At 69.4% G+C, this 26,256-nt stretch carries 20 protein-coding genes; 11 read left to right on the forward strand and 9 right to left on the reverse strand.

All coding sequences use genetic code 11. The annotated features are described in order from the left end of the window. Positions 1–223 precede the first annotated feature (223 nt). Positions 224–649 (forward strand): pilin, encoded by a 426-nt coding sequence (locus tag PG878_RS05885; RefSeq protein ID WP_209029526.1) that lies wholly within the window; start codon positions 224–226, stop codon positions 647–649. A 202-nt stretch (positions 650–851) separates the two neighbouring features. Further along, entirely contained in the window at positions 852–2,588 is a 1,737-nt protein-coding gene (gene pilB, locus PG878_RS05890; RefSeq protein WP_209029527.1) for a type IV-A pilus assembly ATPase PilB, read from the forward strand. Between the two features lie 246 nt (positions 2,589–2,834). Here pilB and PG878_RS05895 read toward each other — a convergent pair whose 3' ends face one another. Both PG878_RS05895 and PG878_RS05900 read right to left on the reverse strand, forming a co-directional pair. Continuing rightward, entirely contained in the window at positions 2,835–4,223 is a 1,389-nt protein-coding gene (locus PG878_RS05895) for a sigma-54-dependent transcriptional regulator (RefSeq protein WP_209029528.1), read from the reverse strand. 82 nt (positions 4,224–4,305) lie between these two features. Then, positions 4,306–5,919: a sensor histidine kinase gene (locus tag PG878_RS05900; RefSeq protein WP_209029529.1), complete on the reverse strand. Its 1,614-nt coding sequence runs from the start codon at positions 5,917–5,919 to the stop codon at positions 4,306–4,308. A gap of 341 nt (positions 5,920–6,260) precedes the next feature. Here PG878_RS05900 and sucC point away from each other — a divergent pair, with 341 nt between their 5' ends. The 4 genes from sucC to PG878_RS05920 all read left to right on the forward strand — a co-directional run bounded on the left by sucC (position 6,261) and on the right by PG878_RS05920 (position 12,921). Further along, a complete protein-coding gene (sucC, locus tag PG878_RS05905; protein WP_209029530.1) occupies positions 6,261–7,430 on the forward strand; it encodes an ADP-forming succinate--CoA ligase subunit beta in 1,170 nt (389 codons plus the stop codon). Between the two features lie 22 nt (positions 7,431–7,452). Continuing rightward, the gene (sucD, locus tag PG878_RS05910) at positions 7,453–8,328 is read left to right on the forward strand and encodes a succinate--CoA ligase subunit alpha (protein WP_209029531.1); all 876 of its coding nucleotides are present in this window, start codon (positions 7,453–7,455) and stop codon (positions 8,326–8,328) included. Positions 8,329–8,707: 379 nt separating this feature from the next. Further along, on the forward strand, positions 8,708–10,765 hold the full coding sequence (locus tag PG878_RS05915) for a pyrroloquinoline quinone-dependent dehydrogenase (RefSeq protein WP_209029532.1): 2,058 nt from the start codon (positions 8,708–8,710) through the stop codon (positions 10,763–10,765). 518 nt (positions 10,766–11,283) lie between these two features. Further along, complete coding sequence (locus PG878_RS05920) at positions 11,284–12,921, forward strand: NAD+ synthase (RefSeq protein ID WP_209029533.1); 1,638 nt, start codon at positions 11,284–11,286, stop codon at positions 12,919–12,921. A gap of 197 nt (positions 12,922–13,118) precedes the next feature. On the opposite strand, the gene egtD is transcribed toward PG878_RS05920, so the two are convergent. Beyond that, complete coding sequence (egtD, locus tag PG878_RS05925; protein WP_209029534.1) at positions 13,119–14,102, reverse strand: L-histidine N(alpha)-methyltransferase; 984 nt, start codon at positions 14,100–14,102, stop codon at positions 13,119–13,121. Then, positions 14,099–15,388 (reverse strand): ergothioneine biosynthesis protein EgtB, encoded by a 1,290-nt coding sequence (gene egtB / locus PG878_RS05930; RefSeq protein ID WP_209029535.1) that lies wholly within the window; start codon positions 15,386–15,388, stop codon positions 14,099–14,101. The genes egtD and egtB overlap by 4 nt, the downstream gene beginning before the upstream one ends. Before the next feature lie 70 nt (positions 15,389–15,458). Here egtB and PG878_RS05935 point away from each other — a divergent pair, with 70 nt between their 5' ends. Beyond that, positions 15,459–16,667 (forward strand): aminotransferase class V-fold PLP-dependent enzyme, encoded by a 1,209-nt coding sequence (locus tag PG878_RS05935; RefSeq protein WP_244672429.1) that lies wholly within the window; start codon positions 15,459–15,461, stop codon positions 16,665–16,667. A gap of 241 nt (positions 16,668–16,908) precedes the next feature. Here PG878_RS05935 and PG878_RS05940 read toward each other — a convergent pair whose 3' ends face one another. The 4 genes from PG878_RS05940 to PG878_RS05955 form a co-directional block, all read right to left on the reverse strand. Further along, positions 16,909–18,411, reverse strand: coding sequence for an ABC transporter permease/substrate-binding protein (locus tag PG878_RS05940; protein WP_244672430.1), 1,503 nt, complete (start codon positions 18,409–18,411; stop codon positions 16,909–16,911). After that, a complete protein-coding gene (locus PG878_RS05945) occupies positions 18,408–19,145 on the reverse strand; it encodes an ATP-binding cassette domain-containing protein (protein WP_209029536.1) in 738 nt (245 codons plus the stop codon). Before PG878_RS05945 ends, PG878_RS05940 begins: the two co-directional genes overlap by 4 nt. A 53-nt stretch (positions 19,146–19,198) precedes the next feature. Continuing rightward, positions 19,199–20,143, reverse strand: a complete 945-nt coding sequence (locus PG878_RS05950; RefSeq protein ID WP_425611763.1) for a hypothetical protein — start codon at positions 20,141–20,143, stop codon at positions 19,199–19,201. Positions 20,144–20,402: 259 nt separating this feature from the next. Continuing rightward, positions 20,403–21,278 carry an outer membrane protein assembly factor BamD gene (locus PG878_RS05955; protein WP_209029537.1) on the reverse strand — a complete coding sequence of 292 codons (876 nt, stop codon included), beginning with the start codon at positions 21,276–21,278 and terminating at the stop codon, positions 20,403–20,405. A gap of 115 nt (positions 21,279–21,393) precedes the next feature. Here PG878_RS05955 and rluD point away from each other — a divergent pair, with 115 nt between their 5' ends. From rluD to PG878_RS05975, 4 genes are all read left to right on the forward strand, one after another. Then, entirely contained in the window at positions 21,394–22,401 is a 1,008-nt protein-coding gene (gene rluD / locus PG878_RS05960) for a 23S rRNA pseudouridine(1911/1915/1917) synthase RluD (protein WP_209029538.1), read from the forward strand. Positions 22,402–22,513: 112 nt separating this feature from the next. Then, positions 22,514–23,287: a peptidoglycan editing factor PgeF gene (gene pgeF / locus PG878_RS05965; protein ID WP_209029539.1), complete on the forward strand. Its 774-nt coding sequence runs from the start codon at positions 22,514–22,516 to the stop codon at positions 23,285–23,287. After that, positions 23,272–23,814 carry a DUF4166 domain-containing protein gene (locus PG878_RS05970; protein ID WP_209029540.1) on the forward strand — a complete coding sequence of 181 codons (543 nt, stop codon included), beginning with the start codon at positions 23,272–23,274 and terminating at the stop codon, positions 23,812–23,814. The genes pgeF and PG878_RS05970 overlap by 16 nt, the downstream gene beginning before the upstream one ends. Continuing rightward, positions 23,801–24,244, forward strand: a complete 444-nt coding sequence (locus tag PG878_RS05975; RefSeq protein WP_209029541.1) for a thiol-disulfide oxidoreductase DCC family protein — start codon at positions 23,801–23,803, stop codon at positions 24,242–24,244. Before PG878_RS05970 ends, PG878_RS05975 begins: the two co-directional genes overlap by 14 nt. Before the next feature lie 19 nt (positions 24,245–24,263). Here the strand turns inward: PG878_RS05975 and PG878_RS05980 are convergent, their stop codons facing one another. Beyond that, complete coding sequence (locus PG878_RS05980) at positions 24,264–26,120, reverse strand: methyl-accepting chemotaxis protein (RefSeq protein ID WP_209029542.1); 1,857 nt, start codon at positions 26,118–26,120, stop codon at positions 24,264–24,266. Positions 26,121–26,256 lie beyond the last annotated feature (136 nt).

The raw sequence follows: 26,256 nt of genomic DNA on the forward strand, positions 1-26,256 counted from the left end.
CATCCCGTCGCAAATCGCTGATTTGGGAGAATTTCGTCCGCCACTCTCAGGCATCATGGTCGTGCGGGGCATTTGGCGAGGCGTGCTACGAGGCGTGAGAAGTTGGCACGCGATCTGCTTGAAGCATCTCGCACGTGGCACTTCGCCGCGGCGCTCGGGGAGTTGCCTTCGCGGGCGAGTGCCAGATACCTCAACCTGTACAAACCATCTCTAGGGGTTCATTATGAAGAAGCAAGAGGGCTTTACCCTGATCGAATTGATGATCGTTGTCGCGATCATCGCTATTCTTGCCGCCATTGCGTTGCCGGCCTATCAGGATTATACCATTCGGTCCCGTGTCAGCGAACTCGCAGTCATGGCGAGTTCGTTCAAGACGACCGTCGCTGAAAATATCGCCAACAATGGGGGGGCGCTCTCTGCCAAAAACTGTACTGGGGTTGGTACCACTGCGGCAACCACAAACATGGCCTCTATCACTTGTACAGATGCGACCGGTGTTATCACTGTCACTGGTGATGCAACTAAAACCAAGGGTACCATTTTGACCTATACCCCTACGGTTGGTGCGGCTGATTCCGCTGTTGGTACGACCTGGAAATGTGTTGGTAGTGGTAGCCAGGCTAAGTATTACCCTGCCGAATGTCGCTGAGTGTTTGTATCTTGATTTAAGTTATGAAAAGTCCCGCGCAAGCGGGACTTTTCATTTGGTGAGAATTGGTTATTGATTAGGTGTTGTGTTTTTATGCGTCTGGGTGGTGGCCATGATTCTATCGGCTTTATGGGGGTGATTAGTGCGCTGGATGTTGTATTGACTGTTTGGTCGCTCAAAATCCATTTTAGTATGATGGCTTATGAATAATCTAACATCTGCCAACCTCGTGGGTATCACCGGAATTGCCCGCCGCCTTGTTCAGGATGGCGCGCTGGAGGAAGCTGCTGCGCGGACGGCGATGGCACACGCGGCCGAGGCCAAGGTCCCGCTGCCGCAGTGGTTCTCCGAGAAGAAGCTGGTCACTGCCGCGCAGTTGGCCGCCGCGAACGCGGTCGAGTTCGGCATGCCGTTGATGGATGTCTCGGTTTTCGACGCCAGCCAGAACGCGATGAAGCTGGTCAGCGAAGAACTGCTGCAGAAGTACCAGGTGCTGCCCCTGTTCAAGCGCGGCACCCGCCTGTTCGTCGGCATCAGCAACCCGACCCAGACCCGGGCGCTGGACGACATCAAGTTCCACACCAACCTGACGGTGGAGCCGATCCTGGTCGACGAGGACCAGATCCGCCGGACGCTGGAGCAGTGGCAGGCCAGCAGCGACACCTTCGGCAGTGCGCTGGGGGGCGATGACGAGGGCATGGACAACCTCGACGTCAGCACTGGCGACGAGGACATGGGGGGCAGTGGCGACACTGGCATCGACGCCAAGGGCGACGACACCCCGGTCGTCAAGTTCGTGAACAAGGTGCTGGTCGATGCGATCCGCCGCGGCGCGTCCGACATCCACTTCGAGCCCTACGAGGACGACTACCGGGTGCGCCTGCGCATCGACGGCCTGCTCAAGAGCGTGGCCAAGGCCCCGGTCAAGCTCAACCAGCGCATCGCCGCGCGCCTGAAGGTGATGGCGCAGTTGGACATCGCCGAGAAGCGGGTCCCGCAGGACGGGCGCATCAAGCTCAACCTGTCCAAGAACAAGCAGATCGACTTCCGCGTCAGCACGCTGCCGACGCTGTTCGGCGAGAAGATCGTGCTGCGTATCCTCGACGGCAGCGCGGCCAAGCTGGGCATCGACAAGCTCGGCTACGAACCCGAGCAGCAGAAGCTGTTCCTGGATGCAATCCACAAGCCGTACGGCATGGTCCTGGTCACCGGACCCACCGGCTCGGGCAAGACGGTGTCGCTGTACACCGCGCTGGGCATCCTCAACGACGATACCCGCAACATCTCCACCGCCGAGGACCCGGTCGAAATCCGCCTGCCCGGGGTCAACCAGGTGCAGCAGAACAACAAGCGCGGCATGACCTTCGCCGCGGCGCTGCGCTCGTTCCTGCGCCAGGATCCGGACATCATCATGGTCGGCGAAATCCGCGACCTGGAGACCGCCGAGATCGCGATCAAGGCCGCGCAGACCGGCCACATGGTGCTGTCCACCCTGCATACCAACGACGCGCCGCAGACCATCGCGCGCCTGATGAACATGGGCATCGCGCCCTACAACATCACCAGTTCGGTGACCCTGGTCATCGCCCAGCGCCTGGCGCGGCGCCTGTGCAACAACTGCAAGCGCCCGGTCCAGTTGCCCGAGAAGGCCCTGCTGGCCGAGGGCTTCACCGAGGCGGAGATCGCCGCCGGCGTCCAGCTGTACGAGGCGGTCGGCTGCGACGAATGCACCGAGGGCTACAAGGGGCGCACCGGCATCTACCAGGTGATGCCGATGAACGACGAGATCGCGGCGATCGTGCTGCAGGGCGGCAACGCCATGGACATCGCCAGCGCCGCGCAGAAGATCGGCGTCAAGGACCTGCGCCAGTCAGCCCTGCTCAAGGCCCGCAACGGCATCACCAGTTTGGCCGAGATCAATCGGGTGACGAAGGATTGAAGAGCTGGGAATGGGGAATGGGGATTGGGGAATCGGAAAAGCGGCTTTCCCATCCCTGGTGGCCTGCTGGTATTCCAAGTCTTATTCCCAGGTCTCTCGTAGCGCAGGGCGCACGATGTCGGTCGCGCCCAATCGCATTACCCGTCTGGTCGGATCACTCCCTCGGGCGAAGGGCCGAGAGGGCCGAGGTAGCCGGAAGAGCGGCTTTTCCCATTCCCAAATCCCGATTCCCCATTCCCGGCTCCACTACTCCATCCCCAACTTCTTCAGCTTGTAGCGCAACGCCCGAAAGGTGATGCCCAGTTGCGCGGCGGTGCGGGTCTTGTTCCAGCGGTTCTCTTCCAGTGCCTTCTGGATCGCGGCGCGTTCGAGTTGCTCGATGTAGGACGGCAGGGCGGAGGAGCTGGGGTCGATGTCGACCACGCCGCGCGGCAGCGCCGGGGCGGCCTCGGCGGCGCTGCGGGCGTGGTTGCCGGGTTGCGGCAGGCGCAGGTCGGCGGCGCTGATCTGGTCGTCCTCGGCCATCGCCAGGGCGCGTTCGAGGATGTTCTCCAATTCGCGCACGTTGCCGGGGAAGGCGTAGCTGCTCAGGGCGTCCAGCGCCGAAGGCGACAGCAGCGGGGTGGGGCGGCCGTGGCTTTTGGCCAGTCGCGCCAGGATCGCCGCGGCCAGCTGCGGCAGGTCGCCGCCGCGCTCGCGCAGCGGCGGCACGCGCAGTTCGATCACGTTGATGCGGTAGTACAGGTCGTGGCGGAAGCGGCCCTCGGCGACCAGGTCGGCCAGGTCCTTGTGCGTGGCCGAGAGGATCCGCACGTCCACCGGCACTTCGCTGGCGGCGCCGACCGGGCGCACCGATTTCTCCTGGATCGCGCGCAGCAGCTTGACCTGCATCGGCAACGGCAGTTCGGCGACCTCGTCGAGGAACAGCGTGCCGCCGTGCGCGGCCTGGAACAGGCCGGCCTGGTCGGCATGGGCGCCGGTGAAGCTGCCCTTCTTGTGGCCGAAGAACTCGCTTTCCATCAGTTCGGCCGGGATCGCGCCGCAGTTCACCGGTACGAACGGGCCGGCGGCGCGGGCGCCCTGCTCGTGGATGGTGCGCGCGACCAGTTCCTTGCCCACGCCGGATTCGCCGAGGATGTAGACCGGCGCCTGGTTGCGCGCGACCTTGGCGATGGTGCTGCGCAGCGCGTCCATCGCCGCCGAGGCACCCAGCAGGCGGCTGGCCTGCTCCGGGGCCGGCGGCGGCGGCGCGGCGCGGCTCTCGTTGTTGAGTTCCAGCGCATGCTTGACCAGGCCGCGCAGCACCTGGATGTCCACTGGCTTGCTGACGAAGTCGAAGGCGCCGGCCTTCAGCGCCTCCACCGCCAGGTCCATGCTGCCGAAGGCGGTGATCATCGCCACCGGCGTGCGCGGGTAGTGTTTGGCGATCTCGCTGACCAGTTCGATGCCGTTGCCGTCGGGCAGGCGCATGTCGGTGATGCACAGATCGTAGGGATTGCTCGCCAGCAGTTCGCGCGCTTCGGCGAGGTTGGCGGCGGTGCTGATGCGCAGCCCCATCCGGCCCAGGGTCAGGACCAGCAACTCGCGGATGTCGCGCTCGTCGTCGACGACCAGGGCGCTTCGGGTTTCGTTCATGTGCAGGGAAGATAGCGTAGGAACCGGGGCATGCGCCAATTTACCGGCGCCGGCCGCGCGCTGGCGGAGCGATTCTCACCTGTCAGCCGCTGAGCATGGCGTGTGGGCCGGGCAGGGCGACGCGGAAACAGGCGCCGCCGGCAGGCACCGGCACGTACTCCAGACGCGCCTGGTTGGCCCGGCACAGTTCGCGGGCGATGTACAGGCCCAACCCGGTGCCGTGCTCGGAAGTGGTGAAGAACGGCCGGAACAGCTGTGCCGCCACCGCCTCGGGGATGCCGGGGCCGCGGTCCATCACGTCGACAATGGCGTTGCGCTCCTGCAGCGCCACGCGCAGGCGCACCCGCGCCGGTTCCTCCATCACCCGCCCGTACTTGAGCGCGTTGTGCACCAGCGCGCTGAGGATCTGGTGCAGGTGCTTGGGATCGACCAGCGCGTGCACCGGCTGCGGGGCGAGGATCGCTTCGAGGCTGTCGGTCTCGATCGACAGGGTCTGCCGGTACTCCAGGACGAAGCGGCGCACGAACGCGCCCAGGTCCAGGTTCTCCGGATTGGAGCGTTCGCGCCGGGCCAGGCCGAGCACGCTCTCGACGATGCCGTTGGTGCGCTGGCACTGCTGGTGGATGATCTGCAGCAGGCGGCGGTCGGCATCGCCGATCGCCGGCGATTCCTCCAGCAATTGCGAGGCGTAGTTGATCGCGGCCAGCGGGTTGCGGATCTCGTGGGCCAGGCTGGCCGAGAAGCGGCCCAGCGCCGACAGCGTCAACGACTCGGCGCGCCGCGACACCACCGTGGCGTCGTCCAGGAACACGAGGGTCAGGTCGCCCTCGGCCAGCAGCCGGGCGAAGCGCGGCTGCACTTCCGGCTGGTCCGGCGACAGCTGCAGCGGGCTTTCGTCCTGGTTCCAGCCGTTGCGCCAGCGCTGCAGGCGCCGGGCCAGTTCCGGCGCGGCGCTGAGCAGGTCGAGCCGGCCGCTTTCGCTGTTGCCGTCGGTGTCGCCGAGCAGCGCCGACGCGGCCTCGTTGGCCAGCGTCACCCGGTTCTGCGCGTCCACCACCAGCACCCCGGTGCGCATGCGGCGGATGATCAGTTCGTTGATTTCGTAGAGGTTGGCCACCTCGGCGCCGCGGCGTTCGGCCAGGCTCTGGCTGGCGCGCGCGCGCTGGCCGAGGCGGTTGCAGATGTAGGCCACCGCCAGATAGCTGGTGGCGAACATTGCCAGTTCGGCCAGGCTGCGGGTGTTGTCGGCGCCGTCCAGGACGCTCCAGATGTACTCGGCCAGCGTTGCCGCCGAGGCGGTCAGGGCGACGGCGAGGCCGCCGCGCAGGCGCAGCAGCATCGCCGCGGCGGCGACGTTGAACAGCAGCATCATCGCGATGCCGGCGCTGGCCGCGGGCAGGGCGTGCGCGGCCAGGGTCGCGGCGACGATGTCGGCGACGGCGCTGAAGCCGACGATCGGCGCCAGGTGCGCCTCGTTGCGGCCCCACACCAGCAGCGCCAGCGCCACCGCCAGATAGGCGGTGGACAGCGTGCTGGCCAGTTGCGGGTAGCGCGGCTCGCCGACCAGCACACTGAGCGGGCTGAACACCAGGGCGGCGATCAGCCCGGCCACCAGCACACGGTACAGCGCGAAGAAGTACAGCTCGCGGCGCGGAATGGACTCGATGCGATCGATGAGCGAGGCGCTGGTGGGCAAGCCGGACTCCGGGCGGACAGCGGACGGCGCGAGTATAGGGGCGGTGCCGTCTGCGCGGATGGCGGCCAGGGCGGCGGCGGCCTGGCCGGGCCGTCGCCGCCGGTGGTCCGGTTCCCGGTCGGGGCAGGAGGAAGCACGGGCGAGCACGTCGGGGCGGATGCCCCCGCCAGTCGATGGCGCCACCGGGGACCTCCCCGATGTCCTCGGCCGGGTCAGCGCGCCGGCGCTTTTGCGCCGCCGCCCTCGGTCGGCGACAATAGGCGCCCCGTCCGTACCGCTCCCGGCCGCCACTCAGGGCCCGGATCGCTGCGGGACGGCCGTTCCTTTTCCCACGGTGACGCATGAATTTCCACGAATATCAGGCAAAACAACTGCTTGCCGAGTACGGCATCCCGGTCCCGGCCGGCAAGGTCGCGGCTACTGCGGAAGAAGCGGTTGAAGCCGCCAAGTCGCTGGGCGCTGGCCCTTGGATGGTCAAGGCGCAGATCCACGCAGGTGGCCGCGGCAAGGCCGGCGGCGTCAAGTTCTGCAAGACCACCGACGACGTGAAGGCCGTTGCCGAGAAGCTGCTCGGCACCAAGATGGCCACCTACCAGACCGCCGGCGTCGAGCTGCCGATCAACCTGGTGCTGGTGACCACCGCCGGCGAGATCGTCAAGGAGCTGTACCTGTCGGTGCTGGTCGACCGCGGCACCCGCACCATCAGCTACATCGCGTCCTCCGAGGGCGGCATGGAGATCGAACAGGTCGCCGCCGAGACCCCGGACAAGATCCACACGCTCAACGTCGACTTCGTCGAGGGCGTGCAGGGTTACCACGGTCGCGACATCGGCTTCAAGATGGGCCTGACCGCCAAGCAGGCCGGCCAGTTCGCCAGCATCATGGTCAACCTGTACCGCATCTTCAACGAGAAGGACCTGGCGCTGGTGGAGATCAATCCGCTGGCCATCCTGGACGACGGCAACCTCTACGCGCTGGACGGCAAGTTCAACAGCGACGACAACGCCAACTTCCGCCACAAGGAACTGGTCGCCATGCGCGACAAGTCCCAGGAAGACGAGACCGAAGTGACCGCTTCGGAGCTGGACATCAACTACGTCACCATGGACGGCAACATCGGCTGCATGGTCAATGGCGCCGGTCTGGCCATGGCCACCATGGACGTGATCAAGCTCAACGGCGGCGAGCCGGCGAACTTCCTGGACGTGGGCGGCGGCGCCAACAAGCAGCGCGTGATCGAGGCGTTCAAGCTGATCCTGTCCTCGGACAAGGTCGAGGGCATCTTCGTCAACATCTTCGGCGGCATCGTCCGCTGCGACATGATCGCCGAGGGCATCATCGCGGCGGTCAAGGAAGTGGGCGTCAAGGTTCCGGTCGTGGTGCGCCTGGAAGGCACCAACGTGGAAGAGGGCAAGCAACTGCTGCGCGACAGCGGCATGGCCATCATCCCGGCCGACAACATCAACGACGGCGCCAAGAAGGTCGTTGAAGCTGTCAAGAACGCCGCCTGATCCACGACACCAAGGAACTCCAATGTCTGTTTTGATTAACAAGAACACCAAGGTGATCGTGCAGGGCTTCACCGGCCAGCAGGGCACCTTCCACGCCACCCAGATGATCGAGTACGGCACCCAGGTGGTCGGCGGCGTCACGCCGGGCAAGGGCGGCACCACCCACATCGACCTGCCGGTGTTCAACACCGTGGCCGATGCCGTGCAGAGCACGGGCGCCGATGCCTCGGTGATCTACGTGCCGCCGCCGTTCGCGGCCGACGCGATCCTGGAAGCGGCTGCGGCCGGCATCAAGGTCATCGTCTGCATCACCGAAGGCATCCCGGTGCTGGACATGCTGCGCGTCAAGAACGTGCTGACCCGCTCGCATCCGGAGACCGTGCTGATCGGGCCGAACTGCCCCGGCGTGATCACCCCGGGCGAGTGCAAGATCGGCATCATGCCGGGCCACATCCACAAGCCGGGCAAGATCGGCATCGTCTCGCGTTCGGGCACGCTGACCTATGAAGCGGTCAAGCAGACCACCGAAGTCGGCCTGGGCCAGTCCACCTGCATCGGCATCGGCGGCGACCCGATCAACGGCCTGAACTTCGTCGACTGCCTCAAGCTGTTCAACGAGGATCCGCAGACCGAAGGCATCATCATGGTCGGCGAAATCGGCGGCGACGCCGAGGAAGCCGGTGCCGAGTACATCGCCAAGCACGTCAAGAAGCCGGTGGTCGGCTTCATCGCCGGTGCCTCGGCGCCGGCCGGCAAGCGCATGGGCCACGCCGGTGCGATCGCCTCGGGCGGCAAGGGCACGGCCGAAGGCAAGTTCGCGGCGATGGAAGCCGCTGGCGTCAAGACCGTCCGCTCGCCGGGCGACCTCGGTGCGGCGATCGCCTCGCTGGTGAAGTAAGCTGCCAGCGCTGCGGCAGCGACCCGCCCTCGGGTGTGTCGTTGTCGCCGCCGCTGTCCGCAAAGGCCTCGCGCAAGCGGGGCCTTTTTCGTTTCGGCTGGCAGGTGCACGGCACCGTTGCGGCACCCTGGCGTGACGGGCCGGGCGCGGACGGTCACGCGATGCAGCCCGACCAGCCCCTGCGCAATCAAGCGTTTGCATTATGCCCGGGGGCGCCACTCGTCCCTGCCGACCCGCCATTGGTCCCCAGGCCTGGGGTTGCCGTCCCTGCTGCGCTGACAGGAACCGGCGCGGTGCCGACACTGGCGCCACTTTCTTCGGCAGCGACAGGAGCGGATGCGTGATCAGGCGATGGCGGGCAGCGGTATGCGGGGCGGGCATGGCGATGGGCATCGGTGGCCTCTGCGCGGCGGCGCCAGGCGACTGGGCCAGTTATGCCGGCGCGCCCGGCGGCGGGCAGTACTCGCCGCTGACCCAGATCACCCCGGACAACATCGGCCGGCTGCGCATCGCCTGGTCGTTCCGCACCGGCGAACTCGGCGCGGGCCTGCCTGATCCGGAACGGCGCCGCTTCGAAGCCAATCCGCTGGTGCTGGGTGGGCGCATGTACCTCACCACCGGGACCGGCATCGCCTTTGCGCTGGATGCGACCAGCGGCCGCGAATTGTGGTCGTTCGATGCCAAGGTCGCGCGCAACAAGCACTACAGCGATCCGGCCTCGCGTGGGGTGAGTTTCTGGCGCGACATCCAGGCGACGGCGGGCGCGTGCCGCGAGCGCATCGTGTTCGGCACCCTGGACGCGCGGCTGATCGCGCTGGATGCCGCCGACGGCAAGCCCTGCGCCGGGTTCGGCAATGGTGGCAACGTCGACCTGCATGCCGGCATCGACGTGCACGACAACGCCAGCGATGCCTGGGCCAACTATGCGGTGACCTCGCCGCCGGTGGTGGCCGGCGACGTGCTGGTGGTCGGCAGCTCGATCGGCGACAACCGCGGACATGCGCTGGAACAGGGTGTGGTGCGCGGCTACGACGCGCGCAGCGGCCGCGAGCTGTGGCGCTGGGATCCGGTGCCGCGCGATCCGGCCAAGGCCACTGCCGCCGGCTGGCAGCCGGAGCAGGCGGCCACGGTCGGCGGCGGCAACGCCTGGGCGCCGCTGTCGGTGGATCCGGCGCTGGGTCTGGTGTACGTGCCGACCGGCTCGGCCAGCCCGGACTACTACGGTGGCGAGCGCCTGGGCGACAACCGCGACGCCGACTCGCTGGTGGCGCTGGACCTGCACAGCGGCCGCCGGGTGTGGGCGCAGCAACTGGTGCACCACGATCTGTGGGACTACGACCTGGCCTCGCAGCCGGTGCTGACCACGGTGCAGACCGCGCAGGGGCCGCGCGCGGCGGTGCTGCAGGCGACCAAGACCGGCTTCCTGTTCGCCTTCGATCGCCGCGACGGCACGCCGCTGTTCCCGATCAGCGAGGTGCCGGTGCCGGCCTCCGACGTGCCGGGCGAACGCACCTCGCCGACCCAGCCGATGCCCGAGCCGGGGTTGCGCCTGGCCCGGCATACGCCGCTGACCGCCGCCGATGCCTGGGGGGCGACGCCGGGCGCGCGCCGCGAATGCGCCGCGCTGATCGCCGGGCTGCGCTCGGAAGGCCTGTTCACCCCACCCAGCGTGCGTGGCACGATCGCGCTGCCGGGCTGGGCCGGCGGCGTGAACTGGGGCGGCATCGCGGTGGATCCGCAGCGCCAACTGGCGATCATGCCGGTGTCGGACCTGCCGATGCAGGTGGCGCTGATCCCGCGCGAACAGTTCAGCGAGGCCGAGCACGCGCGCCATCCGGACCAGCAGTTCAACGAAATGGAAGGCACGCCGTACTACATGCGCCGCGGCATGTTGAGCTCGTCCGGCGGCATTCCCTGCGTCAAGCCACCGTGGGGGCGGCTGGTGGCGGTGGATCTGCGCACGCGCAAGATCGCCTGGGAGCGTCCGCTCGGCACCTTGGAAGAGAAGCTGCCGTGGCTGCCGCTGGACGTGGGCACGCCGCTGCTCGGCGGCGCAGTGACCACCGCCAGCGGCCTGACCTTCATCGCCGCGGCGGCCGATGCGCGCCTGCGCGCGCTCGACAGCGCCACCGGCAAGACCCTGTGGGAGGCCAAGCTGCCGGCCGGCGGCCAGGCCACGCCCTCGGTCTACGCGGTGGGCGGCAAGCAGTATGTGGTGATCGCGGCCGGCGGGCGCGAAGGCATGGGCACGATGGGCGATTACGTGGTCGCCTACACGCTCGATGGCGCGGGCAAGGACGTGGTGTTCCAGCATGGCGTCGGCGTGCGCATGGCGGTGCTGGGTCTGGTCGCGCTGAGTTTGTGTGCGGGAGTGGTGCTGCTGGTGCGGCGCTGGCGCCGGCGCCGCCGCGCGCGGGCTGGCACTGACGCGCGCTGAAGCACATGGTGGTGGCTGGCTGGCGCTTCGGGGTTGCTGCAGTCGGGACTGAAGTCCCTCCCACAGTGCACCCGGTCAGCGCACGGCATGTTTGCCCCTTGTGGGAGCGGCTCAGCGGCGATGGGCGTCACCGGGAATGCCTGTCGCGGCTGAAGCCGCTCCTGCGAGGTGTAACGTCATGGCCGCTGAGTCGTGGCAAAAGCACGTATTCGAGCTGCGCTGAAGTCCTCCGGCGGCGCACCAGCCAGGGCTTGGCCTGCCGCTCCTTGTGGAAGCGACTCAGTCGCGACGCGGTTTCTCGCAGCAGTTGGCTTTGAATCCGACCGAAATCCTTCCAGCAGTGCACCCACCCGGTGACCGGCCCAGCATGAGGTGGGCGGGCCGATCGCCGACCGCGGCGCTAAACTGGGCATTGCGCCGTGCGCATCTCGGCGACGCTGCTGCTGGCACCATCCTGTGAGTGGCCGGCATCGGCGCGACCGCCGCGCTTTTTCCCTCCCGCTTCTGCAAGGTTGTCCATGTCTTCTTCCCTCCGTCTCGCCATGGCCCAGTTCGATTTCCCGGTCGGCGCCGTGGCGCAGAACACCGACCGGATCATCGCCTTGATCGAGGAGGCGCGCGACGAGTACGGCGCCGACGTGGTGCTGTTCCCGGAGCTGGCGGTCAGCGGCTATCCGCCGGAGGACCTGCTGCTGCGGCCGGGCTTCCTGGCCGACTGCGAGCGCGCGTTGCAGCGCATCGCCGCGCAGGTGCACGGCATCGTCGCGGTGGTCGGCTGGCCGCAGAGCGCCGGCAGCGTGGTCTACAACGCCGCCAGCGTGCTGCGCGGCGGCCGTATCGAACGCACCTACCGCAAGCGCGAACTGCCCAACTACGCGGTGTTCGACGAGCGGCGTTATTTCGACGTGGACCCGGACGGCGAGCACTGCGTGTTCGAGGTCAAGGGCACGCCGGTCGGCCTGGTGATCTGCGAGGACCTGTGGTTCCCGGAGCCGCTGGCGGCGACCGTGCGGGCGGGCGCGGAACTGGTCCTGGTGCCCAACGCGTCGCCCTACGAGCGCGGCAAGCACGCGCAGCGCGATGCCCTGCTGGCCGAGCGCAGCCGCGAGAGCGGCGCGGCGCTGGCCTATCTCAACGTGGTCGGCGGCCAGGATGCGCTGGTGTTCGACGGCGCCTCGGTGGTGGCCGATGGCGACGGCACCGTGCATCCGGCCGCGGCCGCCTTCACCGACCAGTGGCTGGTGGTGGACTACGACACCGCTGCACGCCGCTTCGCGCCGCTGCGCTGGACCGACGACGGCGACGAGAGCATGGATGCGCTGGCCTGGCGCGCGGTGGTGCGCGGGCTGCAGGACTACTGCGCCAAGAACCGCTTTTCCAAGGTCTGGCTCGGCCTGTCCGGCGGCATCGATTCGGCGCTGGTGCTGGCGATGGCGGTGGACGCGCTGGGCGCGGACAACGTCACCGCGGTGCGCCTGCCGTCGCGCTACACGGCCGACCTGTCCAACGACCTGGCCGCGGACCAGTGCCGGGTCCTCGGCGTGAAGCTGGAGACGGTGGCGATCGAGCCGGCGTTCGAGGGCTTGCTGAGCGCGCTCGGTCCGCTGTTCGCCGGCACCGAGCCCGACGTCACCGAGGAGAACCTGCAGTCGCGCAGCCGCGGCGTGATCCTGATGGCGCTGGCCAACAAGTTCGGCGGCCTGCTGCTGACCACCGGCAACAAGAGCGAGTACGCGGTGGGTTACGCCACCATCTACGGCGACATGTGCGGCGGCTATGCGCCGCTGAAGGACCTGTACAAGACCGAGGTGTTCGGCCTGGCGAAATGGCGCAACACGGTCGGCGGTACGCCGGTGATCCCGCCGGCGGTGATCGCGCGGCCGCCCTCGGCGGAGCTGCGCGCCAACCAGACCGACCAGGATTCGCTGCCGCCCTACGACGTGCTCGACGGCATCCTGTACCGCTACGTCGACCAGGAAGAATCGCGCGACGAGATCGTCGCCGCCGGCTATGCCGCCGACGTGGTCGACCGGGTGGTGCGGCTGGTGCGCATCAGTGAGTGGAAGCGCCACCAGGCCGCGCCGGGACCGAAGGTGTCGCGCCGCGCGTTCGGCCGCGAGCGGCGCTATCCGATCAGCAATGGGTATCAGGCCTGACGCGGTCGTCGACCTGGCATCTGTCTCATCTGTAGGAGCGGCTTCAGCCGCGACGGGCCTTGCCAGGGGCAATGGGAACGCCCGTCGCGGCTGAAGCCGCTCCTACGCGGGATGTTACGCGGGGTGTCGTTGGCAGGAAGCCGCCGCAACGCGCGCTGGATACGCTTTTGCGAATCCCCAATCCCCAATCCCGGCCTTCATACCACCTGCAGCAACCGCAAGCCGAACGCATCGTCCTGCGCATTCCAGCCATGGCTGACGCGCAGGCCGGCTTCGGCGGCCATCGTGGCGAAGCTCTGGTCGGTGTACTTGTGGCTATATTCGACCTGCATCGCTTCGCCGTCGGCGAAGTCGAAGCGCTGCCCGGCCACGGTCACCTGCTGCGCGCACTGGCTGACCAGGAAGGTCTCGATGCGCTCGCGCGCTTCCGCATAAACGGCACGGTGGCGGAACTGCGCCAGGTCGAAGTCGCTGCCGATCTCGCGGTTGAGCCGGCGCAGCAGGTTCAGGGTGAACGCGGCGGTGACCCCGGCGGCGTCGTTGTAGGCGGCCTCCAGCAGCGCCGTGTCCTTGACCAGGTCGATGCCGATCAGCGCACAGCCGTCCGTGCCCATGGTCTGGCGCATCGAGCGCAGCAGGGCGATGCCGTCCTCGCGGGTGAAGTTGCCCAGGGTCGAGCCGGGAAAGAACACCAGGGTGCGACGCGCGCCGCGCTGCGGCGCCGGCAGCGCCACCGGCGCGGTGAAGTCGGCGCACACCGGCAGCATCTGGATGTGCGGGAAGCGCTCGGCCAATCGCACGGTGCTGGACATCAGCATGTCGCGGGAGATTTCGATGGGTGTGTAGGCCACCGGCATGCGCAGGCCGTCCAGCAGCAGCTGGGTCTTGCGGCCGCTGCCGCTGCCCAGTTCCACCACGTGCGCGCCGGTGCCCACCGCCTGCGCGATCGACGGCATCCGCGCTTCCAGCAGGTCCAGCTCGGTGCGGGTCAGGTAGTACTCGGGCTGACGCGTGATCGCCTCGAACAGGCGCGACCCTTCGGCGTCGTAGAAATACTTGGACGGCAGTTGCTTGGGGCTGCACGACAGCCCGGCGATCGCATCGGCGGTAATGTCGTCCGGCTGCGGATGCAGGTCGGTCAGGGCGGCTTCGGTCAGGGCACGGGCGGTTGCGGCATTCATGCGGAATCCTTGGCCAGGCGCACGCCGGCGAACTGCCATCGCGCATCGGAGGGGAAGAAGTTGCGGTAGCTGGCGCGGATGTGATCGTGCGGCGTGGCGCAACTGCCGCCGCGCAACACCCACTGCGCGTTCATGAACTTGCCGTTGTATTCGCCCAGCGTGCCCGACCACGGGCGGAAGCCGGGGTAGGGCAGGTAGGCGCTGCCGGTCCATTCCCAGACATCGCCGAACAGCTGCTGCAGGCCGGTGTCGGTCGGTGCCGCCGACTGCGGGTGCAGCGCATCGGTCTCGACGAAGTTGCCGGCGATGGCGACGCCGGTGGCCGCTTGTTCCCACTCCGCCTCGGTCGGCAGGCGTGCGCCGGCCCAGCGCGCGAAGGCGTCGGCCTCGAACAGGCTGAGATGGCACGCCGGCGCATGCGGATCGCGCTCGCGCCAGCCGCCGAGGGTGAATTCGCGCACGCCGTCGGCATGCCAGTACAGCGGGCGCTGCCAGTCCTCGGCGCACCGTCGCGCCCAGCCATCGCTGAGCCACAGTCCGACCGTGCGATAGCCGCCGTCGGCGATGAAGTCGGCGTACTCGGCATTGCTCACCGGGCGGCTGGCCAGCGCATGCGCCGGCACCAGAACGCGATGCCGCGGCGATTCGTTGTCGTAGGCGAAGCCGGTATGCGCCGGCCACGGCGCGGCGCCGATCTCGCCGATCTGTTCGTCGCGCTGCAGCCAGCGCAGCGGAGAAGCGGACGCGTGCCGTGTCGCCAGGTCGGCGCGATATGCCGGACCCAGCGGATTGCGCCAGAACGCATGCTTGATGTCGGTCAGCAGCAGTTCCTGGTGCTGCTGCTCGTGCTGCAGACCCAGCTCGAGGATCTGCAGGGTCTGCGGCTCCAGCGTGCCAGCCTGCAACTGCGCCAGCACGCGGCTTTCGATCTCGCTGCGGTAGTCCAGCACCTGCGCCAGCGATGGCCGCGACAGCAGGCCGCGATGCGGCCGCGCATGCGCCGGACCGATGCTCTGGTAGTAGCTGTTGAACAGGTAGTCCCACTGCGGATCGCGGGCGCGGTACGCCGGATCGGCGCCGAGCACGAAGCGCTCGAAGAACCAGGTGGTATGCGCCAGATGCCATTTGGCCGGGCTGGCGTCGTCCATGCTCTGCACCATCGCGTCTTCTTCGCTCAATGGCGCGGCGAGATGACGGCTGCGCGCGCGCACGCGGCGCAGGCGCTCCGCCAGCGTCGCGGCAGACGCGATGGGCGAGGGCGGTGACGCCGGAGAGATCGCTTGCATCGACGCAGTCTTAGCGCTGGGGCGTGAACGGACCGTCACGCGTCGGCAACCGTGGCGTTACCCTAGATACATGTCTACGACCGCCTCGCGCCATGCTGCCAGTCCGGCTTCTGCGGAAGAGCTGGTCGACCTCGATGCCGCGGCGGAGGCGTTCGCGCTGCCGCCCGGCGTGCGCTACCTGGACACCGCCAGCAAGGGCCCGCGGCTGCACCGGGCGCTGGCCGCGGGGCAGGCGGCGCTGGCCGATGCGATTGCGCCGTGGACGCTGTCCTTCGATGCCTGGCGCGCGCAGATCGAAGACCTGCGCACGCTGGCCGCGGCCACGGTGTTTTCGGGCGATAGCGAGGGCGTGGCGATGGTGCCGTCGGCCGCGTACGGCCTGGCCATCGCGGCGCGGCAGGTGACGCTGGCGCCTGGCGATGCGGTGCTGCTGCTCGATGGCCAGTTCCCATCGAATTTGCTGGCGTGGCAGCAACGCTGCGCCGAGAGCGGCGCACACCTCGCGGTGGTGCGGCCTGCGCCGGACCAGGACTGGACCGATGCGGTGCTGGCCACGCTCGACGCGCAGCCGCGCGTGCGCGTGGCGACCCTGCCCAACGCCTACTGGCGCGACGGCAGCTTGCTGGATCTGGACCGGATCGCGCCGCGTGTGCATGCGGCCGGCGCGCTACTGGTGCTGGACCTGAGCCAGAGCCTGGGCGTGCTGCCGGTGCGGTTGGACGCCTGGCGACCGGATTTCGTGGTCTCGGTCGGGCACAAATGGCTGCTCGGTCCGATGGGGCTGGCATGGCTGTGGGCCTCGCCGTACTGGCGCGCGCACGGGGTCCCGTTCGAGCAGCACTGGCAGGCGCGCGATCCGGGCGGCGACTGGCAATTCCCGGCCGAGGCGCCGCCGCCGTACCGCAGCGGCGCGCGCCGCTTCGATGCCGGTGGCGTGGCCGATCCGCTGCGGCTGGCGATGGCCAGCGCGGCGCTGCAGCAGGTGCAGCAGTGGCAGCCAGCGCGCATCGCGCAGCGGCTCGGCGAACTTGGCGCGGCGTTCGATGCAGAACTCCTGGCGCTGGGCGCGGACGACTGGATTGCGGCGGGGCATGCGCCGCATCTGTACGCGCTGCGTCCACCGGCGTCGACGATGCCGGTGTTGCTGCCATGGCTGCAGCACGCGCAAGTCATCTGTACTCATCGGCATGGCGCGCTGCGCATCGCGCCGTATTTGCAGTTGGCGCCGGAGGCAATGCGCGGCCTGGCGCAAGAGATGGTGGCTGCGGTGCGTGCTTGAACGCACGTGCGTGAGTTCGTTGGCTGTCTTCGGTTTCGATGGGCAATCGACTACTGGTGCGCATCGTCGATCCTGTTGGGTGCATGGCTTCGTTCGTCGCGGCTGAAGCCGCTCCTACGAGAGAACGGACGGTAGACGCCGTAGGAGCGGCTTCAGCCGCGACCCGATGCCGCTGTGATGCGTTTGGCGCGGCTGCGGGTGCCGAAGGCCGGTCGCATCTTTGAAGCGCGCGGCGCCTGGTTTACCGCCGCGCCGCCAGGCGCAATCCACGCGGTGTGAGCACCCGCTCCAGCAGCTCGAACAGGCCCTGGACCAGCAGCGCCAGCAGCGCGGCCGGCACCGCGCCTTCCAGGATCAGGCCGAGGTCGTCCAGGCGGATGCCGGTGAGGATCGGCTGGCCGTAGCCGCCGGCACCGATCAAGGCGCCCAGGGTCGCGGTGCCGACGTTGATCACCGCTGCGGTCTTGATGCCGGCGAGGAGGGTGCGCAGCGCCAGCGGCAGTTCGATCCGCCACAGCCGGGTGCCCGGCGGCAGCCCGAGCGCGGCAGCGGTCTCGCGCAGCTCGCGAGGAATGCCGGTGATGCCGGCATGGGTGTTGCGCACGATCGGCAGCAGGCTGTACAGGAACAGTGCGGCGATCGCCGGTTTGGCGCCGATGCCGAAGAGCGGGATCATGAACACGAACACCGCCAGCGACGGCAGCGTCTGCAGCACGCCGGTCAGCGCCAGCACCGCCTGACCGAGCCGTGGCCGATGCGCGGCCAGGATGCCCAGCGGCAGCGCCACCAGCAGGGCCAGTCCCAGCGACAGCCCGACCAGCGCCAGGTGCTCGCGGGTGCGTTGCAGCAGCCGCTGCATCCGCCCGTCTTCGGCCGGCGCGGCGATGCCCAGCCAGTGTGCGGCGATGGCGCTTTCTGCACGCTTGTCGAGCTTGGCCTCGGCGTTGAGCCGCTGCATGGTCGCCGCGTCGATGCGTCCGCCCAGGCCCTGCAGCGCCTGCACGAAGCGCGGCGCGCGCTGCGCCAGGTCGGCGCGGTACAGGAACACCGCCGCGTAGCGCGGGAAGTAATGCTTGTCGTCCTGCAGCACCAGCAGGTCGTGCGCGGGGATTTCGGCGTCGGTGCTGTACAGGTCGGTGAGGTCGATCGCGCCGCTGTCCAGTGCGCGGTAGGCGAGGTCGTGGTCCAGGCCGGTAGGCGTCTGCGGCAGGCTGTAGGCGTCGCGCACGCCGGGCCAGCCATCGGCGCGCGAGACGAATTCGTTGCTCAGCCCGAACTTCAGCGTCGGATGCGCGGCCAGGTCGGACAGGCGCACGATGCCCAGCGCCTGCGCGCGTTGCCGGCGCATGCCGAACGCATAGGTGTTGTCGAAGCCGAGCGGCGCGCTCATCGCCAGGCCGTGCTGCGCCAGCGCCTGCCGCAGCGCGGCGTCGTCGGCGCCGGGCATGTGCAGCAGTTCGGCGGCCAGGGTGCCGGTGTACTCGGCGTAGGCGTCGATCGAACCCTGCTCCAGCGCGCGCCACAGGATGCGGGTGCCGCCGAGCTGGCGACGGTGTTCGACCTCGACGCCGGCCTGGCGCCCGGCGCCGGCGGCGATCTCGCCCAGCACCACCGCTTCGGTGAAGTTCTTGGAGCCGACCACGACCTTGGTGTCTGCGGCAGCAGCCGGCAGCCCCAGCAGGCCGGCAAGACTGCCCAAGGCGACCGCTGCGATCGCGCGCCAGCGCGCGCCCGGCGACGTCATCGCGCATCCTCCAGGGTGCGCTGCGCCTGCAGGAACTGGCCGACGAACGGATCGGCCGGCGCCTCCAGCAAGGTGCGCGCACTCCCTTCCTGCAGCACGCGGCCGCCGCGCATCAGCACCAGGGTGTCGCCCAGGTAGGCGGCCTCGGCGACGTCGTGGGTCACCAGCACCACGGTCTTGCCGAGCAGCGCGAACAGTTCGCGCATCTGCGTCTGCAGTTCGTGGCGCACGATCGGGTCGAGTGCGCCGAGCGGTTCGTCCAGCAGCAGCACCGGCGGATCCAGCAACAGCGCGCGGATCAATCCCACCCGTTGGCGCTGGCCGCCGGACAGCTCGGCTGGGTAGCGCGCCAGCAGCGCCTCCGGCAGCCGGCACAACGCGGCCAGCTCGTGCAGGCGCGTGGCGATGCGCGGCCGCGCCCAGCCCAGCGTGCGCGCCAGCAAGGCGGCGTTGTCGCGGGCGGTCAGGTGCGGGAACAGGCCGCCTTCCTGGATCACGTAGCCGATGCGCCGGCGCTGCGCCAGCAGGGTGGCGCGACGCAGCGGCTCGCCCTGGAAGCGCACCTCGCCGCTATCGGGCCATTCCAGCCCCAGCAGCAGGCGCAGCACGCTGGACTTGCCGGCGCCGCTGGGGCCGATCAACGCGGTGGTGCGGCCGGGGGCGATGCGCAGATCGACCCGGTCCAGCGCCAGCATGTCGCCGTAGCGGCGGGTGACCCGATGCAGTTCGAACATCGCCGCAGCATAGCCGCAGGCGGCGACCACGCCGCGCGAAGACGGCGGCCGGCTCAGCGCGCGGCGTCGGTCAGCAGGTCCAGCGTCGGCTTCGGCCGGCTCAGGTCGTACATCAGGCCGAAATGCGCTTCCGCACCCTGCTGGTCCGGCTGGTCGAGCAGTTCGTAGAGATTGATCTCGGCGACCACGTCGGCGTAGTCGCTGCGCAGGGTCTGCAGCAGGTCCGCCACGCTGTCGTAGCAGGCGCCGTCGCCGGGATGGCCGCCGTCGGTGTTGCCGGTGTACACCTCGGCGCAGTTGAGCTCGTTGACGTACACCTTGGTGGCGTACTTCTGCGCGGCGGCGCGCAGCTGTCCCAAGTACAGATCCATCCAGTAGCCGCGCTCGCCGTGGAAGGCGTAGTAGTGGAAGCTGATCCGGTCGAAGTCGAAACCGGCGGCCTTGGCCTGGTCGAGGAACCACAGCGAGCCGTTGCGGTCGCCGGGGCAGCGCGCGTTGGCCGAACGATCGTCGCTGTTGCAGGCGGTGATGTTGATGGTGAACTGCAGGCCGGCGCCCAGTTCGTCGGAGGCCTGCTTCATGCCGCGGTACATCGTGGTCATGGCGGCGATCCGCGCCGGTGCGGCGGCGCGGTCAAGGTCCTGCTCGTTGCCGATCTCCCAGACCTTGATGTCGCCGGCATAGCGACGCGCCAGCGCGTAGCCGATCTCCTGCGACATCGGATACACCATGGGCCGCAGCGCGATGTTGTACTGGCGCGAGAGCTGCACCAGCCGGTCGAGCACGGTGAAGTTGCGCGGGTCCACGTCGAACCGGTAGCTGCGCAGGTTGCGCTGATCGAGCAGGCGGAACACTGCCTCGCTCTGGCTGAGCGGGTAGGCCTGGCGGCCGTCGTGGCCATTGACCCCATAGACGATGGCCGGTGCCGCGGCGGCCGGAAGAGCGGCGGCGGCGAAGACGGCGGCGAACAACCACAGCAGCGGGCGCAGGATGGGCATGGGCATGGTTCCCAGCGGATCGGCATGGAGGAGGCGTGGGGGCAGCCTAGCAAGCCTGCGCGGCGGCCTGGCCGACAATCGTCCGGAATGGAGCGGGCGTCGCAGTCCGAGGCGCCAGGCGGGTCCGGCGGTGCGCTGCCGCGCGGCGCCTGCTCCGATGGCCCGCCCTTGCAGGCGAGGCTATGGACGCTGTGGTAGCCCCAGAACGCGACAGGGGCCTTGCGGCCCCTGTCGGTGTGCATCGTGTCGGCGCGGTGGATCAGCGCTGCATCTGCGAATTGGACTGTCCGGTGGCGGCGGACTTCTCGCCGGCGAACGGGTTGAGCTTGCGGATCATCCACGGGTACTTCGGCCAGTTGCCGGTCAGCCACGGGTGCTGCGGATCGTTGAGTTCGAGCACGCGACGCGCGTCGGCGGCCAGGGTCTTGTTGCCCAGGTGGGTGTAGGCATCGGCCAGCACCGCCACCGCGTCGTTCTGGTAGGCGCTCTGCGGGTAGGTCTCCAGCAGGTAGGTCGCGCGCGAGGCGGCCGACACCCAGGCGTCGCGGCGCAGGTAGTACAGCGCGTTGTCCAGCTCGTGCTGGGCGAACACGTTGCGCAGGGCGATCATGCGTGCGCGCGCGTCGGCGGCGTAGCGGCTGTTCGGGTAGCGCTCGGCGACGGTGTTGAAGTCGGCGTAGGCCTGCTGCGGGGTGGACAGGTCGCGACGGCTCGGGTCCAGCGACCACACCCGGCGCAGGAACACCGTGTCGCGGTTGGAGTTGGACAGCCCGCGCAGGTAGTACATGTAGGCGATGTTGCGCTGGGTCGGATAGGTGCGGATGAAGCGGTCGATGGTCGACACCGCGTCGTCGTGCTTGCCGGCCTTGTACTGGGCGTAGGCGCTCTCGATCATCGCCTGCTCGGTGTAGTTGCCGTACGGGTACTGCGCGATCAGCCGCTTGAAGCTGCTCTCGGCGCCGGCCCAGTTGCCGGTCTCCATCTGCCCGTGCGCCTTCTGGTAGAGCTGCTCCACCGGCATGCCTTCTTCGGGGTTCTTCTTCGAACGGTGGCAACCCGTCGCCACGACCAGCGTGACCAGCAGCAGGGCGATGAAACGGACGTGCGCGGACAGCGGGACGGAGCGTCGGATCATGGGTTCGGGCGCGGCAGGGCAGGAATACGAAGGGGCGATGATAGCCTAGTGGCCTGTCCTGCGACTGACTACGGCCGCCGCGACCCCCTTTTCCGACCCAAGCCGTGCCCCTGCCATGCCCCATACCCCCCCGGATCTGCCCGAGGACGCCGTCAGCGACGGCCCGCGCCAGGCGCGCGTCCCCGATCACGCCGCCGGCCGCCGCTTCGACGCGGTGCTGGCCGAACTGTTCCCCGAATATTCGCGCTCGCGCCTGGCCGAATGGATCAAATCCGGCGACGCCCTGCTCGACGGCGCCCCGGCGCGGCCGCGCGATGCGCTGCGCGGCGGCGAGATCGCCAGCCTGCACGCGGTGCTGGACACCCAGACCCACGCCCTGCCCGAGGACATCCCGCTGGAGGTGCTGTACGAGGACGACCAGGTCATCGTGCTGAACAAGCCGGCCGGGCTGGTGGTGCACCCGGGCGCCGGCAATCCCAGCGGCACCCTGGTCAACGCCTTGCTGTACCGCGATCCGGGGCTGTCGGCGCTGCCGCGCGCCGGCATCGTGCACCGCCTGGACAAGGACACCAGCGGCGCCATGGTGGTGGCGCGGACCCTGCCGGCGCATACCTCGCTGGTGGCGCAGCTGTCCGCGCGCGACGTGCACCGGCAGTACCTGGCGGTGGTGGTCGGGGCGCTGGTCTCCGGCGGCACCGCCAACGCGCCGATCGACCGCCATCCGCGCGACCGCCTGCGCATGGCGGTGCGCGAGGACGGCCGCGACGCGGTCACCCATTACCGGCTGCGCGAGCGCTTCCGTGCGCATACGGCCCTGGAATGCCGCCTGGAGACCGGCCGCACCCACCAGATCCGCGTGCACATGGCGCACCTGAAGCACCCCATCGTCGGCGACCCGCTGTACGGCGGCCCGCTGAAGCTGCCCAAGGGCGCCAGCGAGGAGCTGATCGCCGAACTGCGCGGCTTCAAGCGCCAGGCGCTGCACGCCGAAACCCTGGAGTTCAAGCATCCCTCGAGCGGCGAGCCGGTCCGCGCCACCGCCGCGGTGCCGGCCGACCTGCAGCAGTTGATGGCCGCCCTGCGCGTGGATGCGCAGGCGGCGGCCGAGCGGGCGCGGCGCTGAGCATGGCCGGGGTGCCGGTCTCCCGCGCCGTGGCGCGCGGCTGCGTCTCGCGCGGCGGCCGGGGGCGCCAGGCTGGCGGCATGTCGGCCGATGTCGGGCGAGGGCGCGGCCGATGAGCGACTTCGCCTTGGCGGCCGACTGGCCGGCACCGCCGCGGGTCCACGCCCTGACCACCCTGCGGCGTGGCGCTGGCGCCTCGCAGCCGCCGTTCGACTGCTTCAACCTCGGCAACCGCAGTGCCGCCGACGGCGACGACCCGGCCACGGTGCAGCGCAACCGCGACGAGTTGGCCGCGCGGCTGGCGCTGCCGACGCCGCCGCACTGGCTGCGGCAGGTGCACGGCGTGCAGGTGCTGCGTTTCGACGGGCCGCCGCCCGGCACCGGCATCGACGCCGAACCGACCGCCGATGCCGCGGTCACCGCCGAACCGGGTGTGGTGCTGGCGATCCTCACCGCCGATTGCCTGCCGGTGGTGTTCGCCGCCCGCGACGGCAGCGAGGTCGGCGCCGCGCATGCCGGCTGGCAGGGGCTGGCCGGCGGCGTGCTGGAGGCCACCGTGGCCGCGCTGCGCACGGCGCCCGCGCAACTGCAGGCCTGGCTGGGGCCGGCGGCCGGACCGCAGCACTACGAGATCGGCGCCGAGGTGCGCGAGGCGTTCCTGCGCCACGATCCGGCCGCCGCGGCCGCGTTCGTCGCCACCCGGCCCGGTCATTGGTTGGTGGACCTGTACGCGCTGGCGCGGCAACGTCTGGTCGCGGCCGGCCTGGCCCCGGAGCAGATCCACGGCGGCGGGCTGTGCACCATCGCCGATGCGCAGCGCTTCTACTCCTATCGGCGCGACCGCCGCAGCGGGCGCATGGCCACCCTGGCGTGGATCGCGCCCTGACGCCGCCGCTGTTCGCGCAGGTGCTGGGGCCGGCGTTCGCGCAATTGCCGCCAGTGCTGCGCGAACTGCACACACCCTCGTCGCAGTCGCGCTATGTCGGCCAAGCCATGGTCCAGCGCGGCCACCATCCGCTGCTGCCGCTGTGCGCGTGGCTGGTGCGGCTGCCGCGCACCGGGCCGGCGACGCCGGTGGAAGTGGTGTTCCGCGCCGATGCCCGCGGCGAGCGCTGGGAGCGCCTTTTCGGCACGCATGCCATGCCCTCGCGGCTGTGGCTGCACCGCGGCCGCCTGCGCGAGCGCCTGGGTGCGGTGGTGTTCGAATTCGCCCTGCGGGTCGACGGCGCCGGCATCGAATGGCGTGCGGCGCGCGCGTGGGCGTTCGGCGTGCTGCCGCTGCCACGGCGTTGGCTGGCCGGCGTGCACTGCCGCGAAGACCAGCGCGACGGCCGCTACGCGTTCGTGATCGCGGTGACGCTGCCGTGGATCGGCCCGTTCATCCGCTACGAGGGCTGGCTTGCGCCGGCCTGAGCCGCCACCGGGTGCGGCGCCCGCGGCGTCGGAGGACACGGCCATCGTCGTGTTCGACGGGGTGTGTGCGCTGTGCAGCCGATGGGTGCGGTTCCTGCTGCGCTTCGATCGCCGCGGCCGCTACCGCTTTGCGGCGATGCAATCGCCGCGCGGCAGCGCGCTGTTGCGCGAACACGGGCTGGATCCGACCGATCCGCTGTCGTTCCTGCTGCTGACACGGCACGGCGCATTGACCGATTCGGACGCGGCGATCGCGGTGATCGCCGGGCTTGGCGGGGTGTGGCGTAGCATCGCGGTGCTGCGCCTGCTGCCGCGGCGCTGGCGCGATGCCGGCTACCGTGTGCTGGCGCGCAACCGCTACCGCTGGTTCGGCACCACTGCGCAGTGTTTCCTGCCCACGCCGCAACAGCGCGCGCGTTTTCTGGAGTGAGGGCGATGCGCGGACCGGCTCAGCCGGCGCCGCGCGCGAACGGCACGACCTTGCCGTTCGCGTCACCGGCACGGCCGCTGTCGATCCGGAACACCGCAACCGCCGCCGCCAGCCCGCCGGCCTGTTCCTCCATGCTGCGCGCGGCGGCGGTGGCTTCCTCGACCAGGGCGGCGTTGCGCTGGGTCACTTCGTCCAGTTGCGTCACGGTGCGGTTGACCTGCTCGATGCCGCTGGACTGTTCGCCGCTGGCGGCGCTGATCTCGCCGATCAGGCCGGTGACCCGCTGCACCGAACCGACGATCTCGTGCATGGTGGCGCCGGCGCGGTTGACCAGTTCGGCGCCTTCGCCGACGGTGCGGGTGGAGGCCTCGATCAGCTCCTTGATCTCCTTGGCCGCATCGGCCGAGCGCTGCGCCAGCGAGCGCACTTCCGAGGCGACCACGGCGAAACCGCGGCCCTGTTCGCCGGCGCGCGCGGCCTCCACCGCGGCGTTGAGCGCCAGGATGTTGGTCTGGAAGGCGATGCCGTCGATCACCCCGATGATCTCGCCGATGCGCTGCGAAGACGTGCTGATCGCGCGCATCGTCGCCACCACCTCGTCCATCACCTGGCCGCCGGAACGGGCGACCTCGCCGGTGTTCTGCACCAGGCCGTTGGCCTGCTGGGCGTTGTCGGCGTTCTGTTTCACCGCCGAGGTCAGCTCTTCCATCGAGCTGGCGGTTTCCTCCAGGCTCGCGGCCTGCTGCTCGGTGCGGTCGGACAGGTCGGTGTTGCCCGCGGCGATCTCCGAGGCGGCGCGGCGGATCGTTTCGGCCGACTCCTGGATGCCGACGATGATCTCGGTGAGCTTGGCGACGGTGCGGTTGGTGTCCTCGCGCAGCCGCGCGAACACGCCCTGCGCCTGGCCGTCGACGCGGTGGGTGAGATCGCCTTCGGCCAGCGCCGTCAGCGCCCCTGCCAGTTCCGCCAGGTTGCTTTCCACCGCGTCGGCGATGCGGTTGACGCCTTCGGCCAGCGACTTGAGCACCCCGTCCATCGTCGCGGTGTCGATGCGCTGGCTGAAATCGCCGCGCGCGGCGGCCTCGATCACCGTGGCCAGCGCCTGTTCTGCGTTGACCTGCGCGGTCACTTCCTCCCATTGCGCGATGGTGCCCAGGCGGCGGCCGTCGGCGCCGTCGATCGGGCTGTACACGAAATCGATCTGGCGGCCGAAGAACGGCGCGCGCACACGCTTGGAGCCGGTCAGTGCGCGCATGCGGTCGATCGCCGCCTGGCTGTCCGGATAGATGTCGCCGATGCTGCCGCCGACGAACTGTTCGGCGCGGAATTCCGGGCGGAAGCGCTGCACGTCCGGTTCGATGGTCTTCAACATCTGCAGCAGCTTGCGGTTGGCGAAATGCACGCGGCCATCGTCGTCGGCGATGCGCACCATGGTGTCGAGATCGTCCAGCGCCTGGATCACGAAGCGGCCATGCTGCAGCTCTGCTTCGGTCTGCGCCTGGCGCGCGGCCAGCGCCTGTTGTGCGTTCTGCAGCGCCCGCAGCAGGGCCATCTCGGACGCATCGCCGGCCAGTTCCAGGCGCTGCTCGAAGCGCCCTTCGCCCAGCGCCTGCAGCGCCTGCGTGGCCTGCTCCAGTGCGCGCGGCGCGCTGCGCCCGCCGAGCCAGGCCAGCGCCGCGGCGACTGCCATGGCGATCAGCAGGGCCGGCAGCAAGCGCGGCAGCGCCGATCCGGTCGTACCGACCGCGCGGCCGACGTGCAACGCATAGCCGGCCAGGGCCAGCAGGAGCAGGGCATGGAAGAGGGCAAACAGCGCCGAACGGGAGCGCAGCCACGAGGCGGTGGTGGAGCGGGGAACGGCGGATGGCGAGGGCATGGTCTGCACCGGCTGGGAAACAACGGGCAACGCCGCGAGGGCGATGCAATCGCGCGGGGGTTCATCCAGTATCGGCGCATCACCGCGCCGGCTTGATCGCCTTCACCTGCCGTTCGTCGGAAACTTCACGTGGCTC

The organism is Xanthomonas hawaiiensis (genome assembly GCF_031834635.1).
GTDB lineage: Bacteria > Pseudomonadota > Gammaproteobacteria > Xanthomonadales > Xanthomonadaceae > Xanthomonas_A > Xanthomonas_A sacchari.